Here is a 17,437-nt window from a genome sequence, read left to right on the forward strand (position 1 = left end):
GGGTGGTGTCCTGAATTGGGTATGTCTTCAGGCATAAGACGCTTCAGCACCGAGGATTTCGAAGACCCGCAGGATGACGCCCATGTTGTCGGGCGCGATGGCGATGCCCAGGGTCTGCGTGAGCCATTGGCCGAGCGTGGTCTTGGCGTAGTCCGCCGGCAGCCCTTCGCGCTTGTGCACCAGGCCCAGCCGACCCGCGCGGTAGTGGTAGGAGGCGATCGAATGGCGCGACGCGACGCCCGACAGCGGGTTCTCCCGGCCGAAGCCCTCGCACAGCAGGATGCGCTCCGGCGGCGGCAGCGACGCGATGAAGGCGCGCGCCGCGGCCTGCACAGCCGGGCCGCTCAGGCCATGCTCGGCGAGCACTTCGAAGCCGCTCGCATCGCTGTGGCCGCCGAGCTGTTCTTCGAGCTGCGCCTCCGTCACCTGGTCGCCGATCGACAGCTTGCGCCGGAAGCTGCTGGCACGCGTGCAGTCGATGAGGTAGCGGCGGAAGTAGGCGCACAGCGCGAAGGCGCTCGACGGTGCGCTGTGGTTGTCGCCGGCGTTGCCGTTGTCCTCGGCCTCGTCAGGGTCGGCATCCAGGCGCAGCACCTTGACATAGATGAATTGCGCCACCAGTTCCTGCCGGCCTTCGCCGAGCGCATTCAGCTCGGGCGGATTGCAGCCCGCAAGCGCCCCGCCGACGATGCCGTACATGCGGCCGATCTCCTGCGGGCCGAGCGCATGCCGGCGGCGCCACAGGCGCACCAGTTCGACGCTTTGCTCGGAAGAGAGGGTTTCTTGCATGTCGACCGGTCAGTCATCCACGCACAGGCCTTCTTCAGGCACCAGGCACTGCGGCAGGTCCGCGCCCGCCGCACCGCCGCGCGTGCGGATGGTCGTGCTGGCAGCCGCCGCCACGGCCTGGCCGCGCGGCAGCAGGATCCAGAGCTGGCCGCGCTCCTTCATGCGGCGCGCATTTGTCGCGGCCTGGGTGCCGTTGCCGAAGAAATAGTCGGCCCGTACCGCACCGCGGATCGCGCCGCCGGTGTCCTGCGCAATCGTCAGGCGTTGCATCGGCTCGCCGGTGCCCGGCGTGCGTGTCGACACGAACACCGGATAGCCCAACGGCGTGCTGCGCGGATCGACCGCGATGGAGCGGCCGGCCTGCAAGGGCACGCCGAAGGCGCCCACCGGCCCGCTCGCGCCGCTGGCCGATTCCTTGAAGAACACGTAGCTCGGGTCCTTGATGCCGGAGCCGATCACCGGGCCCGCCGCAGCGCGCCCTGGCACGATCACCGCGCCGCTCTGCTCCGGCCGCGCCAGCGTGAAGCCGCGCACGCGGATGCCGGCCGTGTTGTCGACGCCGATGTCGTCATCGTCGTCGTTGTCGAGTTCCAGCTCGATGGCGCCACCGCGCGTGCGCACCTTGCTCGCCGGCTGGCCATTCTTGTTCTGCGCCAGCGTGGGCCGGAAGGGCTGGCCGTTCTGCTCCGCATAGGCCACTCGGATGATCTCGCCGTTGGGCAGGCGGATGCGGCCGGAGCCCTGGATCTGCATCTCGTACAGGGCGGTGGCGCTGCTCACGAAAGCGAGCACCTTGGCGTTGGGCGCGCCGCGCGTCTCGATCTCCTCGCGCGTGAAGTACGGCAACAGTTGCCTGCCCTGTGCGCGCAGCCGAACCTTGCGGTCGAGCGTGTCGCGGGTGAGGGTCGACAGGTCGAGCGAATAGAGGCCGGCGGCGAGGTCGCGCGTGTTGAGGGCGCCGGTCTGGAGCACCACTTCCCGGCCCTGCACACGCGCTGCGACCGTGGCGTTGCCGGACGGCAGCTTGCGCGCATCGACGAACAACATGTCCTCGGGCGTGCCGTACACGGGGTAGATGTTGGGTGGCGAATAGTTGCGGCTGCCGGAGATCTCGGGCTCGAAGTAGCCGGTGACCACACCGTCGGGGCGGCGGTCGTCGTCGCGGATCTGGTAGACGGAGAACTCGCGTTCGTAGAAGCCGCGGATGGCGGCGCTGTTCTTCGGGTCGACCGAGGCGGTGCGGCCGCAGATGTCCTTCCACTGCGCGCCGCGACCGGTCAGCACCTTGCAGCTGCCGAGGAAGGCCGGCCAGCCTTCGGAGAAATCATCGCGGCCCCAGCCCGGCAGCGCGTCGTAGCCGACCGACGTGTAGGTGGCCAACTGGGTGGAGAAGGTGCGCGCCTGGCCCGCGACGCTGGCGCCCGAGGCCGCGCCGGAAGTGGTCGGGCGCGTGGCTGCATCCGTCGTTCCCGGAGTCGTGGTTGCCGTCGACGGGGCGGGGCCGATGTTGAAGGTGCTGCCCGTGGCCGGCGTGCTGCTGGCCGGCTTGCTGCCGGCCGGCGTGGCGGTCGATGTCGTCGTCGTGCCCGTGGCGGGCGGCGCGGAGGCACAGCCCACAAGCCAGGCCGCTGCGGCAGCAACGGCACCCAGGGCAGCCCAGCGCGCGAAGGGCCGGGCCGCCACTCGACGTGGCTTTGCCATCTCGGCTGGCCCCCCCTTGGGCGACCGGCCGGGGAGAGCCTGGCCCTCGGGGTTCGGTGATGACAGGTCATTCATGGAAACCTCCTTGCTGCTGTAAGAAAGGCGGCCCGGGTTCCTGACCACGGGCCGACACTCTGCAGACGATTACTTCTCGGTGATTTGGAAAAGCCCGACGCCATAGACGTCGTTGCAGGTGGTGCTCGGCGGCGGACAGATCGGGTGGCCGAGCAGGGGTGGCGGTCCGCTGCCGCGAGCCGCTTCCAGCGCGGCGAGCACCGGCAACGGGAACTTGGGAAACACACCGTCGGTCTGGATGCCGGTGCCGCTGAACTCACGCTCGTACTGGCTCACCAGCACCGCGAAATGGTCGGTCCCGGCCGGCCCGCCCGCATCCATCGGCCACGACGCGCGCGGCAAGGTGATGGGGGTGCCGGCCGAGACCTTGTTGTACTTGTCGAGCAGGTTGGGGAACAACTGGTACATGCCGCCGTCGGTGGACAGCAGGAAGACGTAGGCATAGCCGTCGCGCCTGCTGCGCACGTCGAAGGACAGCTTGTCCTTGCCGATCAGCACAACGGCATTCTTCGGCGTGGCCGTCACGTCGAAGCCGGGCGCGGCGCCGGCGGCCATCGATCGCAGGGACTCCAGCGGCGTGACCGGTGGGGGTGGCGGCGGAGGCGGAGGCGGCGGCGGGGGCGGTGGTGGAGGTGGCGGCGGCGCGGGTTCCGGCGTGGCGCTGGTGCCGCCCGGTGGAGGGGCCGCTGCGGTCGTGACGTCGCCTGCCTTGCCGCTCGCACTTTGTTGCGACCACCACCACCAGCCACCGCCACCCAGCACGGCGAGCCCCAGCACCGATGCGACCGCGATCGCCTTGCCGCTGCCGCCCGAGGGCGCGGGCACCGCCGACGCGGGCATCGGCGCGGGCGTGGTGCCCGGCGGCACCGGCCGGCTGGGGGGCGAAGGCGGCGTCGATGGCGTCGGCGACTGCCAGCCGGCCGCCGGCATCACCGTCTGCGCACCATCCAGCCCCAACATCGCGCGCAACTCCGCCATCGACTGCGGCCGTTGTTCTGGCCGCACGGCCAGGCCGGCATCGATGGTCGACAGCAACTGCACGCTGTAGCGCTGGCGCAGCTGCTCGTTGTCGACCAGCGGCACGTAGCTGTCGGACAGCAGCCGTGCCACCGAGGGCGGCGGTGCGCGGCCGGTGACCGCGACATGCATCACGCCGGCCAGCGCATACACGTCGGTCCACGCGCCCTGCGTCATGTCGGGCATGTCGGCGTACTGCTCGATCGGCGCGTAACCCGGCTTCAGGATCACGGTGATGGCATGCGTCATGTCGCTGATGACGCGGCGCGCGGCGCCGAAGTCCAGCACCACTGGCCGGCCCGAGCCTTCGAGCAGCATGATGTTGTCCGGCGCGATGTCGCGATGGAAGCACTGCGCGTTGTGCATCACGGCCAGCGCCTGCGTCACGCCGTCGAGGATGCGCAGCAGCCAGGCCTCGTCGACGCCGCCCGGCGTGTCGCGCAGCGCCTGGCGCAACGTGTCGCCGCGATAGAGCGGCATGACCATGTAGGCGGTGCCGCGGTCACGCAGGTAGTCGATGACCTTGAGCAGCGACGGATGGTCGAACTTGGCCAGCAGCCGGGCTTCTTCCAGGAACTTGCTCATGCCCTCGTCGAAGGTCTCGCGCTGCCGTTCCGACTGCGGCGCCACGCTGCCGTCCAGTTGCCGCGTGGACAGTTGCATCGGCAGGTATTCCTTGATGGCGGCGACGCGTTCGAGCTTGTGGTCCCACACCTCGTAGACCGCGCCGAAACCGCCCTGGCCGATGAGGCGCTTCACCTCGAAGTCGGCAATGCGCGCGCCGGCCGAGAGCACGCCGGCATCTTGCGTGGCCGGCGGCGCGTGGGCGCGGTCGACAGGTGGGATGGTGGTGATGTCCTTGTCGATCGGTGCCGATCCGGCGGGCGGCACGACGATGGTGGGGTCTTGCGGAGCGCTGGGGTTGCTCAGCTTCGGGCCGGTCACGACCTGCGTGCGGTCATCCGCATCGTCGCCGGGGCGTACCGTCTCGTCGCTCATGTCAGTTTTCCATGACGCTGGCGCGTGACCCGCGCCGCATGACATCCGGGCGCGCAATGCCCGTTCGTGAGCACCCGCGGAACCGGCTTTGCCGGGCCGCTGGGTGCGCCCCCTTGAGGGGGTGCGCCGCAGGCGCTGCGGGGGTGGGTTTCATTCAGGCGGCCTCCGCCTCGAAGCCGAACAGCACATCGAACCTGTCGCCCTGCGGCAGCTCGTGCACGATCATCGGCAACACGTCGTAGGCATCCGGGTCACAGCACCAGCTCGACTGGCCCGAGCGTGGCACGCGCACCGGCTGGGCCGTTTCCGGCACCGGCACCTCGGTGCCGAAGAGGCGCGTCAACGCAGCATCGAAGCCCGTCGCGTCAAGGTCCTTCTCAAGACCTTCCAGCGCAGCCTGTGCAGCAAGTGACCACCACTTGCGCATCCGCACGCTGGCCTCGTCCTCGGACAGGCCGCCCGGCGTGTCGAGTTCCGCCGCGATCGTGAAGGGGAAGTACCGGCCGACACTGTCGACCGACGGCATCAGCACCCCGATCCACGCCTTCTCGCTGGCAATGCCCTCGCCCAGCAGGAAGAACCACAGCGGCCCTTCGAGGTATCGCTCGACCCAATCCGCCTCATGCCGCTCGCGCAGGTGCATCAAGCCCTGCTGCAGCCAGTCGTCCCACTGCGCGAGAAAGTCATCAGGCCAGCGCCGGTGCGCGAAGTCGCCGATGCCCGGCAACTTGCCGAACCAGCCCGGAGGACTTGTCGCAGCCATCGCCATGCTCACTGGGTCTCCCCTTCGGGAAACACCGCGGAACCGGCTTCGCCGGGCCGTTGGTGTTGCCCCCGGCAGGGGGTTGGAGGAGCGACACGAAATGCGCGGATCCTGAGGGGGAGCGTCATGACTACAGGCCCTCCGGGCATTGGAACTCGCGCAGCTCCTTCAAGCGGATCGGATGCTGCACGCTGTTGGTCGTCACCTCGAAGCGCGCAGTGCGTGCGCCGATCTGGAAGGTGATGAAGAATTTCTCCGGCGCATCGCCCGCGGCAAGCTGGCCGTCGTCGAGCGCACGGAACAGCGCCCATGGTCCATCGACCGCCATGCCGGACGGACCGCTGGCCGAGGGCGGGCTGACCTCGATGCGCACCGTGTTGCTGCCCTTGGGCCCCGGCCACTGGATCGCCATCGGCACCACCGGACCGTGCGCGTACTTGACGAGTTGCCCATCCACATCGAGCGTGAACTGCGTGATGCTCGCGTCCATTTCCACCGGCTTGAAATCCAGCCGCATCGACGGACCCTTGCCGCCGGCGCGGAAGAAGATGTCGCGGATGCGCGCGGCCCGCTCGAACTGCGCCAGCGAGGCCGCACTCACCGCCGGACGCTCGGCCACCGGCTTGTAGCGCCAGGGCTTGGTGCTGGTGTCGACGATGGCCAGCAGACGCTTCTGGAAGAAGTCGTCCATCAGCCCGCCCGGTCCGAAGAAGGTGCCGAAGTCATCGGGCAGCACATCGCGCTTGCTGGCCTGCACGAAGGGGTAGCGCCCGGCGATGGCACGCACGCAGAAGTCGGTGACGGGCTTGAGGTCCAGCGCGAGGTTGCCGATCTCCGCGGCGCGGGCCTGCACGGCGCCCGACTGGCTCAGGTTCTCGACCATCGATCGCACCGGCTCCGGCAGGCGCGCAGCCGGCGCCTTGATGGCGGCCACCGCATCACCGGACGGCGGCGCGGTGCGGTTCTTGACCGCGGCATCCACGGCGGTGAGGTAGGTGTTGACGTCGCCGAACATCTTCACCGCGTCATCGATGGGCGCCGGGCCGCCGGGCGTGGCCGGCAGCACGAACTTGCGCAGCGGCTCGAAGTGGTCGTCGACGATGCTCTCGATGCGCTTGCCCGCCGCCACTTGCTGCTGCTTGGGGTCACCGCCGCCGAACAGGTCTTCCAGTCCCTTGCGCGTGTTGCGCACGGTGTCGGTCGCCTTGGTGAGGACGTCCTTGCTGGCCTCGGGCGGGATCAGCGTGGTCTCCTTGACCACCGCAGTGAGGAACAGCACCAGCGGCGAAGGCTTGTTCGACAGGATGCGCGAGGTCTCGATGTTCTTGTCGAGCCCACTGCCGCGCACCACGCGCACATCGGCCACCAGCGCGTCCCAGACCTTGTTGTATTCCTCCAGGTAGAGACGGCGCACGCGGTCGGTCAGCGCGCCGAGCCCGGCCGTGTCGCGCGCGACGTCGGCCGCGCTGCGGTTCAGGCCCAGCACCCACGGGTCTTCGCTCGCGAGCAGCGCGGTCTGCACCGTGACCTCGGACTGGAAGCGCTTGTGATAGCCGTCGTAGGTGAACATGCCCGGCACGCCTTCGGTCAATGGCTTGCCGCTGACGCGCTCCAGCACCAGCGGGCCCGAGGGGCCGGCGGCATTGGCCGGGCTGAAGTCCGGGATGTCCTTGCCGATGCGCTTGCGCTTGAGCCGGCTGAACACGCGCTGCTCCAGCGGATAGCTCGCCAGCAAGGCGCGCACGTTGCGCACCAGGTTCTCGTCCATCTTGAGCGGCGAGCGCGGCGGGCCTTGGGCGATGAGCACGTCGAGTTGGTCTTCCAGCAACTTGCGCTGGTCCTCCGCCACGCCGCGGTCGATGTTGCGGCTCCAGTCCAGCGTAATCCAGGCCTTGAGCGCATCGGCATCGAAGCGATCGGGCTGGTGCAGCATGAGGTAGGTCTTGAGCGCCTCGTAGGTGAACTCGAGGTTGTCCTTCTGCGCGGTGCGAAGCTGGTCCTCGATGCGCTTGGCCAGTTGCGGCAGGAAGACCTCGTTGAGCGCGCGCTGGTGCGCGAGGTTGGCGGCCGCATCGAGCTTGTCGCCCTGGTAGAGACCGAGTCCCATCGACAGCGGCGCATTGCCGTTGTTGTTCTCCTGCGTCTCCCAGATGTTGCGCAGGCCCTGCAGCACCGGCGCCACCTCGATGAGGTTCTGCACGCGCGAGGGCACCGCGGCCAGGGTCTTTTTCGCGGGGTCGATGCGCGCATCCACGGACTTCAGGTATTCGACGTTCCGCCAGGTGCTGTAGCCCCATGCCGCCAGCAGGCCCAACGTGACCAGCGTCATGGCCGAGACCGCCGCCAGTCGCAGCGTGTTGCGGCGGCGCTCCAGCTTCACGTCGGCACCGGCCAGGCGCTGTTCGGGGAACACCACCTCCTTCAGCAGGGTGGTGAGGAAGTAGCTGCGCCCGCTGCTCTTCTGCGGCGGCAGCATCGCGCGCTCCAGCCCGAAGTTGCGAGCCAGGCTGCCCATGACGCGATCGATCGGGCTGCCCTCCTGCGTGCCGCTGGTGAAGTACACGCCACGCACCCAGGGCGGCTGCGCGAATCGCGAGCCGGTGAAGACCTGGTCGAGCAAATCCTGCAGCAGCGGGCCGACCGATGCGAACTGCGCCGGGAAGCCGAAGATCGCCGCACGCTTGGTGCCATCGGACTCCTGCTGCATGCGGTCGATGAGGCCGTTGTTGATGCGGTCGTGCAGCAGGCCGAACTCGCGCTGGAACGCGAGGCCCACGCCGTGTTCCGCGAGCTGCCCGCCTTCATCGGGCGGCAGCGTGAAGCCGAACACCTGCGCGCGCTGCTCCTTGCCCAGGTCGGCGAAGTATTCGGTGAAGCCGTAGAGCAGGTCGCTCTTCGTCACCAGCACATACACCGGCAGGCGCGTCGTGAGCTTGCCGTCGAGTTCCAGCAGGCGGGCACGGATCGATGCGGCCAGCGTGCTGCGCGCCTCGGTGTCCTGGCTCAGCAGGTCCTGCACACTCACGGTGAGGAACACGCCGTTCAATGGCCTGCGGGGACGCACCTTCTTCAGCAGGCCGAGGAAGCCTTCCCATGCACCCTTGTCCTCGGACTGGTGGCTGTCCTGCGTGGTGTAGCGGCCAGCCGTGTCGATGAGCACGGCCTCGTCGGTGAACCACCAGTCGCAGTTGCGCGTGCCGCCCACGCCCTTGATCGCGCCCGGCCCGAACTTGTCGGCCAGCGGAAAGGACAGCCCGGAATTGACCAGCGCCGTCGTCTTGCCCGCACCCGGCGCGCCGATGAACACGTACCAGGGCAGGTCGTAGAGATAGCTGCCGCCCGAGATCGACAGCCAGTCGCGCAGCCCCGGCTTCTTGCCGGCCGCATGCAGGCGCATCTGCTTGAGCGTGGCCACCGCATCGCTGAAGCGGGTGTCGAGGATCTTCTGCTCGGCGCTGCCGGGCTCGGCCGCGGCCGCGGCGGGCGCCTGCATCAGGCCCTGGGTCAGCGCCGCGCTCGCCTTCCGCGCGCGCCAGCGCCGCAGCACCGCGCGCAACAGCACGATGAAGACGATGACGCCGATGGTCACCCAGCGCCACCGCTCCGGCTCCAGCGGTGCCAGCGAACCGATGCGCACCAACGGCCCCACCCACCAGATCAGCACGCCGACGATGATGAGCGCCAGGATCGTGAGCAGCACTGGATTGAAGATCCAGCCGAAGATCTTCTTCATGGCTTCACCTCCGCCTTCACCGTGCCGGGGTTGGGGGTGAGCAGCACGATCTCCACGCGCCGGTTGCGGGCGCGGTTGGCGGGCGTGTCATTGGGTGCGACGGGTTCCTGATCGGCCTTGCCGTCGGAGCGCATGCGGGCCGGATCGACCTGCGCCGCCAGCGCGGCCTTCACCGCATCGGCACGCGCGGCTGACAGGTGCCAGTTGCTCGGGAAGCGCAGCGAGCGGATCGGCTGGTTGTCGGAATGGCCGGTGATCAGCACCTCGCCCTTGACCTCGGCCAGCGCATCGCCGATGCGTTTGAGTACCGGCAGCGACTGCGGCATCGGGTCGGCGCTGCCGGAGCCGAAGAAGGAATCGCCGCGCAATCGCACCGTGCTGCGATCGGCCTCGTCGGTGACCGTGACCAGCCCCTGCTTCACCTCCGGCTCCAGGAACTTGGCGAGCCGTGGCGCCTTCGCCAGGATGGCCGGCGGTGCGATCTGCACATTGGGCACGCGCAGCGCGGAGACGGCGGCATAGGTGCTGTCCGAGCGGTTGTTGAGCGAGATGCGCAGGCCGAACCAGACCAGTGCCAGCAGCAGCGCAAACGCCGCCCCGAACACCCATAGCGGCAAGGCATGCCGCAACTTCGTCGTGCCCCCGCCCTGCCCGCGCCAATGCGGCGACAGGTTGGCTTCCAGCGGCGGCCGGTCCTTCTTGATGAGCTCGGCCAGCCGCGCACGCACGGTGTCGAGCTGCGCGCGACCGTTCTCGACGATGCGGTAGCGGCCCTCGAAGCCGAGTCCCAGCACGCAGTAGATGAGTTCCAGCAACTGGCGGTGCTTGGGCACGTCCTGCGCCAGCTTGGCCAGCAGCTGGAACACCTTCTCGCCACCGACCGCCTCGTTGTGGAACTGGATCAAGAGGCCCTGCTTGTTCCAGCCGGCCTGCGCGCCCCAGGGCGTGTTGGCCACGGCTTCGTCCAACGCGGTGCAGAGGACGTAGCGCGAGGCCAGCACCGCTTCGTTCGACACGCCCGCGCGCCGCGCCGACGCATCGAACTGGTTGACCGCCTCTGCCGTCGAAGCCCGCAGCGCCGGCACGTTGGGCGCGTGCACCAGCGTGCGCAGCCGCGACATCAGTGCCAGCAGCTTGCCGGCGGCGGAGACCAGCGGGTTGAGCAGCGCGAGCTCGCCGATGTCGCCCGCCGGCGCATCGCCGCCACCGCCACCTCCACCACCACCGCCCGACGGTGACGAAGGCATCTGCCCCGGCAAGCGTGGCTTCGGCTTGATGACCGTGCGCTCCGATTCGAACGCGGCGAACGGATCAGGAGTGGACATGATGTTCAGCGCCGATGTGTCTGTTCATGGAACACCTCGGAACCGGCTTTTCCGGGCCACAGGTGTTGCCCCCGATGCAGGGGGTGGAATGGCGCACGCCGTGCGCAGCGCCCGGAGGCGAGCAACGGCCTGGCCGGACCGTTGGTGTGGCCCCCGGCAGGCGATGGGAGGAGCGACACGAGGTGCCGCAGAGCCGGGGAGCGCGTCATGACCGGATGGCCCAGAACGCCATGTCCAGGCCGGGGAAGTCGCCCGCGATGTGCATCGCGACGCCACCCGACTTCTCGAGCTGCCGCCACAGGTCGCTGTTGCGCGTCTCCAGCTCGAAATAGTTGGCACCCGTGTGGAACGGAATCTGCCGCGGCGCCACCGGCATCGGCAGCAGCGCCACGCCAGGCAGCGCCAGCGTGACCAGGTCGCGGATGCGCTCGACCGGGCCGATCTTCACCTGCAGCGGGAAGCGCGCGCGCAGCGCCTCGCTCGGCATGTTCGACAGCACCGCCAGCACGAAGGTCGCGTTGCGCTGCAGTTCCACGTCCGGGATCATCGCCACCTGCACGCCGCGCCCGCGGTCGTGCAGGTCGATGCGGATGGCCGACTGCTCCAGCACCATCGACAGGCTGCGCCGCAGGTCGTCCATCACCGGCCGGAAGCTCACCGCCAGGTCGTCATGGATGTACGGCCCGAAGCGCGCCACGCGGCGCGAATCGCGGAAGGTCGCCAGGTCGCCGGCCAGCGCCAGCGCCTGCTCGAAGAAGTGCTGGGGGTGCAGCATCGCGCTGCGCGCCAGGTGCGCGAACAGCGGCTCGTTGCGATTCACCGTCTGCAGCAGCAGGAAGTCCGCGATCTCCGACACGCCACCCGTGCCGCCCTGCGACATGCGCCCCGCCAGCGCCTCGCCGCGCTGGCGCAACAGGCCCAGCAATTCATCGAGCCACGAGCGCACCACCGCATGGCCCGCCACGTCGAGCAGCGGCGGGATCAGCGCGCGGTCGAGCTGCACCTGGTTGTCCACGCGACGCTCCGTCACACGGGCGACGTTGATCGTGGTCCAGGCATCGGTGGTGTCGCTCGCGCGCATGAGGCGCGTGTGCAGCGCGCCGAGTTGCACGGTGGCGGTGCGGTCGCCGGAGGTGTTGGAGTCGGGCACGTCCACCTCCAGCACGCGGTGCCGCACCAGGTCCTCGTAGCCTTCGGCATCGGCCTCGCGCGCGCCCGCGCGGCGCAGCGGCAGGGCCAGCACCACGGCCTCCTCGCGCATCGTCGGCGGGATGTCGATGGGTTCGGGCAGCGGGTCGATGGCCGGCATGTCGAACACGGTGCCGTCGCCGAACACGCCCACCGCGCGCACGAGCGCGAGCTTGCCGAGCGTGAGCGCAGCCGCATCGATTTCCAGTTCAGCGAACCCCCAGGCATAGGGCGTGGTGGTGCGCAGCAGCAGGTGCCGGGCATGGTCTGCGTGGCGCTCGCTCTGCTGAAGGTGCTGGGGCTGCAACAGCATCCCCTCGCTCCAAACCACTTTTGTTCGCCAACTCATCCGCGCTCCGTCACCGGCAGGGGTTGCCAGAAGTCCGCAGTGTCCGACGCTTGGGCGGGGCGGCAAATCTGGCTAACGGCTTAGCGGGGCGGAGGGGGACTAGTGCGAAGGCACTAGCGGGAGAACCCGCTTCATGGGCTTGGAGGGATGGTGTGCGGGCCTTTTCATCCGGCGCGGCAAACCCGAAAATTTCTCCACGTTTCGCTACACCCCTCCGGAGCCGATCAAGCCATGAAACCAGGCGTTACCGTCAACCTTGACGATCTGCTGGATGCGCTCCTGTGCACCAGCATGGACGTGGCCGGCGATGAAGCGGCCTACGTTTCGCGGGAGACAGGCGCTGTGCACCTGTGGTCCAGTGCGGCCGATTTCGACCCGTTGCCCGAGGACATCGAAGACGGCAGCGTCTACATCGCCGTTCCGGACAAGCGTGAACTCGGTCTCGGGCAACAGCTTGTGTTCGCGTTCGTCGATGAACATCTCGGCGCATCGGCGCACATCGTCCACGACTTCTTCCGCAGGCGCGGCGCCTACGGAAGGTTCAAGGACCTGCTCGAGCGCAAGGGCTTGCTGCAAGCCTGGTACGACTTCGAAGCCGCGGAGACCGAGAAGGCCTTGCGCGCATGGGGTGAAGAAAACGGGCTTGCCATCGACCCTGCGCCGGGCAAGGATGCGGGCTGAAATGAACCCACCCCCGCAGCGCCTGCGGCGCACCCCCTCAAGGGGGCGCACCCAGCGGCCCGGCAAAGCCGGTTCCGCGGGTGCCCACGAACAGGCATTGCCGGCCTTGGGTTCATGCGTCCCGGAAGACGCGCCAGCGGCATGGAAACCTGAATTGACCCCAGCCGCCGCCCGAACACACCGGAAGGACCCACGCAAGGAACGCGACACCACGCCATCGACTCTCAGCACGATGAACCCCACGCACCACCCCCGCGGCCTGCCACGGCGCGCCGTTTCCGCCGCGCTCGTCGCCCTGCCCGCCCTGTGGCTCGGCGCCCGCGCCCAAGCCCCGGCCGCGCGGCGCGCGACACCCGCGCAGACCGAAGGCCCGTTCTACCCGCTGACCTTGCCGGCCGACGCTGACAACGACCTGCTGCGCAATGGCACGCTGACCTATGCCGCCGCCGAACCGACCTGGGTCGATGGCACCGTCACCGACCTGGACGGCCGACCGCTCGCCGGCGCGCTGGTGGAGATCTGGCAATGTGACGCGCAGGGCCATTACCACCACCCCGGCGATGGCGACCGCGCCGACCGCGCGTTCCAGGGCTTCGGCAAGGTCGCCGTCGATGCGCAGGGCCGCTACCGGTTTCGCACGATCCGCCCGGTGGCCTATTCGGGCCGCTCGCCGCACATCCATGTCAAGGTCAAGCTCGGCACGCGCGAACTGCTGACCACGCAGCTTTACGTTGCCGGCGCGCCGGGCAATGCGCGCGACTTCCTCTGGCGCAGCCTGTCCGAGGAGGCCCGCGCGGCCATCACCGTGCCCTTCGACCGAGCGGCGGACGGGTGGAAGGCGAACTTTCCGATCTCCGTGGCAGCTTGAACCCACTTGCCATGACCGGCGTCGGATCTCAAACGAGGCGAGTGCACTTGCACCTTGCACGCGTCGAGCGCAGCGCAATCGGGTGCATGGCGCTTTCACCTCGGCGGTGAACGTGATCGAAGTCAGAAGCGTCAAAGTCCATGCTGCGTGTCTAGTGATTCAGCGCGGTCAACTGCTTTTTCTCGGTTGAAGGGTGTGCCCGGGGGAATGGCATCTCGACTGCTTCATGCCCGCGCAGGCGTAGCGGGTCGCCGGCGCGGCACCTCGTGACGGCTTTGCATTCAATCGCAGAACAAGGCGGAGAGCCGCAGACAGTGCTGTAGCACGGCAAGGCGAGCCAACGCAGTTATGCGGTTGAAGGCGAAGTCGCATGAGGGTCAAGGACCGTGCCCAGGTCGCGGCAAGCGGGGCACGACCTAGGCAGCCACCGACCCGCGCTCAAACCCAACGCTGGACCGCAGCCACCGAATCCGTCGGCCCGGTGTTGAAGCAGATGCGCGCCTTGCCGGCATGCTGGTGCACCGCATTCACCAGCTTCTCGAAGAGCAGGAAGTGATCCACCGAAGTCCGCACACCCGCACCGATCAGCACCACGTCGAAGGTCTGCGCAGCGAGCACCTTGCGCACCGATTCCTCCGCCATCGCCCCCAGGTCCACCAGACAGACCTGCGACTCGAAACCGGCCTCCCTGAAACTCGCCGCATCCGCATCGAAGGCGGCGTACAGCTTCTCCGGCGTCAAGCCCGGCCACTTGCTGTAGTCCACGACGGACGGATCGAAACCGATGAGAAGAACCCTTTGCGCTGTGCTCATGTCTGCATCCCTTTTTTGATGGTTGGGCAGTCATTCTGCAACGGCCTCGGCGCACGATCTTGACCGGCCGGTCGAGCTACGCCCGGGGCACCTCCAGCAGGCCGATCCACGTCCTGTCGAACGGCGCCCACCAGATCAAGTCGAGCAGGAACGCGCGCCCCTTGACGCCTTCAGGCACCACGATCCGGCTGCCGCCGCCCGGGTTGTTCTCGACATCTGGCGCGAGGTCGAGATCCGCACGCGGGGCTGCTTGGGATCGCTCAAATTGCCATGCTTGTCAGGCAGAAGCCACTCGGAAGCCGATCCGCGCCTCACTCCAGGAAAGCTCACGCGTCGCGCGACCGCTACGTGGAGGCCAGCCAGAGCATGCCGACGCCCAAGCCGATGAAGCACGCGGAGACCAGCAGGAACCACCACCAGAGCATGCTGGGCCGGGCCACGGCGGCCGGTCGGGTTCTCTCGCGAACGACCGCCATGGCGCCGAGCAAGAGCGCGACGAGCACGCCCAGCAGGAAGGCCCAGGGAAGCCATTCGTGCGACATGGCCCGTGCAGCAAATGCGCCGAGCACGACGCATCCGGCGAAGGCGAATCCGCGGTAACGGCTGGCCGTCACTTCGCGTCTCCGGGGACGTTGCGATACCGTCATTGACACTGCCGACGATCCTTCCTTGATGTTGATGGGCCCTGCAATGTACCCGCCGCGAGCGCGCTCGGCCCTGCGCGCAGCGCGGAGCTTTGCACGATCGGCGACTGGGTTGCGATGATGAACCGCGAGCTGACCAGGATCCGGGCATTCGTGCGCGACAGCACCGCCAACTGCCGGCCGATTTAGTGGGAAGAAACCATGACATTCAACGAGCCGACAACCACCGGCCTTCCGTCGCCCGCACAGCGGACTGATGCACCTGTCGGAAGCACCGGCGGAACGACGTTCACGGCCGCAGGAATTTCAACAGCTCGGCTGACACCAATTCCGGCACCTCCGCCGGCGCCCAATGCCCCGACTCCTGGAAGGACGCCACCTGGGTCGTTCCGAACCGTTGCGCGATCCAGGCCGGGATATAGGGGTCGTGCAGCCCCCACATCACCAGCGTCGGAATCTTCGCCGTCGCCACACGCATGCGGGGCTCCCACGCCTTGAACTCCGCCGGGCCGACAGCCCGATAGAGCTTCAATACGTTGCGCCTGACCGTCGGCGTGAAGAAGCCCCAGGCATGCCGGATCTGCTCATCCGAAAGACGTTTGGAGCCCAGCCTGAGCGACCAGCGGAAGGTCGGCCAGGTCATGGTCCGCATGCTCAGCTCGCCGATGAGCGGCGTGCGCCAGATCCGCGCCCAGAAGTGCCACTTGTAGTCGGCAATGTAGAACATGTGGTTGATGACGACCAGCCGGCGGATCCTGTCCGGATGCGCAATCGCGAAGGACGTTGCGAACGCTCCGCCGAAGTCGTGGGCGACAAGGTGGATGGGTCCGTCGATGCCGAGGCCTTCCAGCACGCCGTTGACGAATCGACCGAGATTCTCGACGGAATAGTCGAAGTCGTCCGGGGCCTTGCTGCGCCCGAAGCCGGGGAGATCGATGGCGATGCAACGGAAGCGATCCTGGAGCCGCGCGATCACGCCGCTCCAGACTTCCGCGCTGTCGGGGTTGCCGTGGAGGAACAGGATGGGCTCCCCCTGGCCGGTGTCGCTGACGAAGACGTCGACGCCTTGGACGATGAGTGACATGTGGCGGTCCTCCGTGCGCTCAGGGATTGATGTGAAGGGCGCGGACCGGCGTGCCGCCGCGTGTCGCATCCATCGGCGAGCCGGGCTGCGGACGCGGTCGTTCGCGTTCCGTGGTGTTGTTCAGTTGTGCATTCAGGGTGTGCATCTCGAGTCTTCCTCCGCTGGTTTCATGTGGTGCCAAGTATTCACCAACTGCATGCTTCCTCGCGTCACTCCGCTTCGGAAAGCGTGCGCGGCAACAGCAAGGTATCCGCGATGAACGAAAGCGGCCCGTCCATTCCAGCAGCAAATCAGCGCTTTCTCCGAAGCACGCGAACTTGCCCCAGGAACCTCCCGACTCCCTGGACGCCGGCTCGCTTCCGATCCGCTCCCAGCCGTGGCTGAAGCTGCCTGCATTGATCCTAGAAAAAGCAGTTGACCGCGCTCAACCTTTGGAAAAGCAGCATGGAGCCTGAAACTTCCGCCTTCGATCACGTTCGCCGCCGAGGTGAGAGCGCTATGCACCCGATTGCACCGCGCTCGACGCGCCATGCGGCGTTGCTCGGCCTTGCGGGCACGAGCCCGCCGCGTTCTCGCGCCTTGCCTGGCACGCCGATCGCGGCGCACTCGGGCGCATCCAACTGCTTTTTCTAGGCTGATTGGCGCATGCCAAGCCAGGACAGGTGCCCGCCGGTGGGATTCGATGGTTGGCTTGTCGGGAACCGATTCGTACGTCAGGCCATGGCCGTTGCCGTTCCGTCAGATCAGGAATCGATGGCAAGAATCCCGATGGTTGACCAACCACTCTCGCCCTGTTGAACGATGACATCGTCAGCCTTCACCGCGAACGGCTCCTTTGCTCGCTACGACCGCTCCAGGATCGCGAAAGCGTCGCCTTCAACTCCTTCGATGTCTTCATCGTGACGGAAACCGGCCTCGGCTTTGCTCAGGTCGGCGGGCACATCGAACAAGTAGTCGCAAGGGTCCTGGTCTGCCCTCAGCTCGTTGAGCAATCGATCCCGGATCGCCGGGAAAGACTTTGGCGGTTCTCCTGAGACCGCAAGGTGCTCCAACCCCTCGTTCGAGTCGTGGAGCACTTCCCATATGCGCTTGCCCCCGGCGTACCCCCTCGCCAGGGAAACCATGGAAGCCTCCTCGACGACAAACGCCATGGCTTCGGCACCCCTGGAGATCCGGCACAAGGCTTCGTCACCGATCTCCGGCGGCGAGGCGTCATTGAAGAAGATCAAGTGCCATCCCGAAGGAAGAAGCGCCTCGGTGACATCCGATTCCGGAACGAACTCGCGTTTGCCCGTTTCAAAAAAGCCGAACTGCGCCCGCAGTTCGGCAGGTCGCTTGCCGCGGACGATGAGCCATGACACATGAAATCCCACTTGCAATCCCTCCTGAGTGCTGGACGTTGCGGCTC

Annotated in this window: 14 protein-coding genes; 2 read left to right on the forward strand and 12 right to left on the reverse strand. The window is 67.8% G+C overall.

The genetic code is table 11. From position 1 onward, the window contains the following. Positions 1-27: 27 nt before the first annotated feature. From WKW82_RS21915 to tssK, 7 genes are all read right to left on the reverse strand, one after another. Positions 28-789 carry a hypothetical protein gene (locus tag WKW82_RS21915; protein ID WP_340344454.1) on the reverse strand — a complete coding sequence of 254 codons (762 nt, stop codon included), beginning with the start codon at positions 787-789 and terminating at the stop codon, positions 28-30. Between the two features lie 9 nt (positions 790-798). Continuing rightward, positions 799-2,565, reverse strand: coding sequence for a murein transglycosylase A (mltA, locus tag WKW82_RS21920; RefSeq protein ID WP_340344455.1), 1,767 nt, complete (start codon positions 2,563-2,565; stop codon positions 799-801). Between the two features lie 69 nt (positions 2,566-2,634). Further along, positions 2,635-4,581, reverse strand: a complete 1,947-nt coding sequence (locus WKW82_RS21925) for a protein kinase domain-containing protein (RefSeq protein ID WP_340344456.1) — start codon at positions 4,579-4,581, stop codon at positions 2,635-2,637. 154 nt (positions 4,582-4,735) lie between these two features. Beyond that, on the reverse strand, positions 4,736-5,350 hold the full coding sequence (tagF, locus tag WKW82_RS21930) for a type VI secretion system-associated protein TagF (RefSeq protein ID WP_340344628.1): 615 nt from the start codon (positions 5,348-5,350) through the stop codon (positions 4,736-4,738). A gap of 124 nt (positions 5,351-5,474) precedes the next feature. Next, positions 5,475-9,077 carry a type VI secretion system membrane subunit TssM gene (gene tssM, locus WKW82_RS21935; RefSeq protein ID WP_340344457.1) on the reverse strand — a complete coding sequence of 1,201 codons (3,603 nt, stop codon included), beginning with the start codon at positions 9,075-9,077 and terminating at the stop codon, positions 5,475-5,477. Beyond that, positions 9,074-10,402: a DotU family type VI secretion system protein gene (locus WKW82_RS21940; protein ID WP_340344458.1), complete on the reverse strand. Its 1,329-nt coding sequence runs from the start codon at positions 10,400-10,402 to the stop codon at positions 9,074-9,076. Before WKW82_RS21940 ends, tssM begins: the two co-directional genes overlap by 4 nt. Positions 10,403-10,607: 205 nt before the next feature. Further along, the gene (gene tssK, locus WKW82_RS21945) at positions 10,608-11,939 is read right to left on the reverse strand and encodes a type VI secretion system baseplate subunit TssK (RefSeq protein ID WP_340344459.1); all 1,332 of its coding nucleotides are present in this window, start codon (positions 11,937-11,939) and stop codon (positions 10,608-10,610) included. A gap of 231 nt (positions 11,940-12,170) precedes the next feature. On the opposite strand from tssK, the gene WKW82_RS21950 reads away from it, so the two are divergent. Both WKW82_RS21950 and WKW82_RS21955 read left to right on the forward strand, forming a co-directional pair. Continuing rightward, positions 12,171-12,620, forward strand: coding sequence for a hypothetical protein (locus WKW82_RS21950; protein ID WP_340344460.1), 450 nt, complete (start codon positions 12,171-12,173; stop codon positions 12,618-12,620). A 232-nt stretch (positions 12,621-12,852) separates the two neighbouring features. After that, a complete protein-coding gene (locus tag WKW82_RS21955; protein WP_340344461.1) occupies positions 12,853-13,488 on the forward strand; it encodes a dioxygenase family protein in 636 nt (211 codons plus the stop codon). Positions 13,489-13,926: 438 nt separating this feature from the next. On the opposite strand, the gene WKW82_RS21960 is transcribed toward WKW82_RS21955, so the two are convergent. The 5 genes from WKW82_RS21960 to WKW82_RS21980 form a co-directional block, all read right to left on the reverse strand. Continuing rightward, a complete protein-coding gene (locus tag WKW82_RS21960) occupies positions 13,927-14,301 on the reverse strand; it encodes a hypothetical protein (protein WP_340344462.1) in 375 nt (124 codons plus the stop codon). Positions 14,302-14,645: 344 nt separating this feature from the next. Continuing rightward, the gene (locus WKW82_RS21965; protein ID WP_340344463.1) at positions 14,646-14,915 is read right to left on the reverse strand and encodes a hypothetical protein; all 270 of its coding nucleotides are present in this window, start codon (positions 14,913-14,915) and stop codon (positions 14,646-14,648) included. Between the two features lie 319 nt (positions 14,916-15,234). Continuing rightward, positions 15,235-16,029: an alpha/beta fold hydrolase gene (locus tag WKW82_RS21970; protein WP_340344464.1), complete on the reverse strand. Its 795-nt coding sequence runs from the start codon at positions 16,027-16,029 to the stop codon at positions 15,235-15,237. A 19-nt stretch (positions 16,030-16,048) separates the two neighbouring features. Further along, complete coding sequence (locus WKW82_RS21975) at positions 16,049-16,174, reverse strand: hypothetical protein (protein ID WP_340344466.1); 126 nt, start codon at positions 16,172-16,174, stop codon at positions 16,049-16,051. 697 nt (positions 16,175-16,871) lie between these two features. After that, positions 16,872-17,390 carry a hypothetical protein gene (locus tag WKW82_RS21980; protein ID WP_340344467.1) on the reverse strand — a complete coding sequence of 173 codons (519 nt, stop codon included), beginning with the start codon at positions 17,388-17,390 and terminating at the stop codon, positions 16,872-16,874. Positions 17,391-17,437: the final 47 nt, after the last annotated feature.

It is taken from the genome of Variovorax rhizosphaerae (assembly GCF_037889975.1).
GTDB classification, from domain to species: Bacteria; Pseudomonadota; Gammaproteobacteria; order Burkholderiales; family Burkholderiaceae_C; genus Variovorax; species Variovorax rhizosphaerae.

Coding starts and splice junctions, on each gene's coding strand:
- WKW82_RS21975 (WP_340344466.1), bottom strand. CDS start 16,174: ATGCACACCCTGAATGCACAACTGAACAACACCACGGAACGCGAACGA.
- tssM (WP_340344457.1), bottom strand. CDS start 9,077: ATGAAGAAGATCTTCGGCTGGATCTTCAATCCAGTGCTGCTCACGATC.
- WKW82_RS21915 (WP_340344454.1), bottom strand. CDS start 789: ATGCAAGAAACCCTCTCTTCCGAGCAAAGCGTCGAACTGGTGCGCCTG.
- WKW82_RS21925 (WP_340344456.1), bottom strand. CDS start 4,581: ATGAGCGACGAGACGGTACGCCCCGGCGACGATGCGGATGACCGCACG.
- tagF (WP_340344628.1), bottom strand. CDS start 5,350: ATGGCGATGGCTGCGACAAGTCCTCCGGGCTGGTTCGGCAAGTTGCCG.
- WKW82_RS21950 (WP_340344460.1), top strand. CDS start 12,171: ATGAAACCAGGCGTTACCGTCAACCTTGACGATCTGCTGGATGCGCTC.
- WKW82_RS21960 (WP_340344462.1), bottom strand. CDS start 14,301: ATGAGCACAGCGCAAAGGGTTCTTCTCATCGGTTTCGATCCGTCCGTC.
- WKW82_RS21970 (WP_340344464.1), bottom strand. CDS start 16,029: ATGTCACTCATCGTCCAAGGCGTCGACGTCTTCGTCAGCGACACCGGC.
- mltA (WP_340344455.1), bottom strand. CDS start 2,565: ATGAATGACCTGTCATCACCGAACCCCGAGGGCCAGGCTCTCCCCGGC.
- WKW82_RS21940 (WP_340344458.1), bottom strand. CDS start 10,402: ATGTCCACTCCTGATCCGTTCGCCGCGTTCGAATCGGAGCGCACGGTC.
- WKW82_RS21955 (WP_340344461.1), top strand. CDS start 12,853: ATGAACCCCACGCACCACCCCCGCGGCCTGCCACGGCGCGCCGTTTCC.
- tssK (WP_340344459.1), bottom strand. CDS start 11,939: ATGAGTTGGCGAACAAAAGTGGTTTGGAGCGAGGGGATGCTGTTGCAG.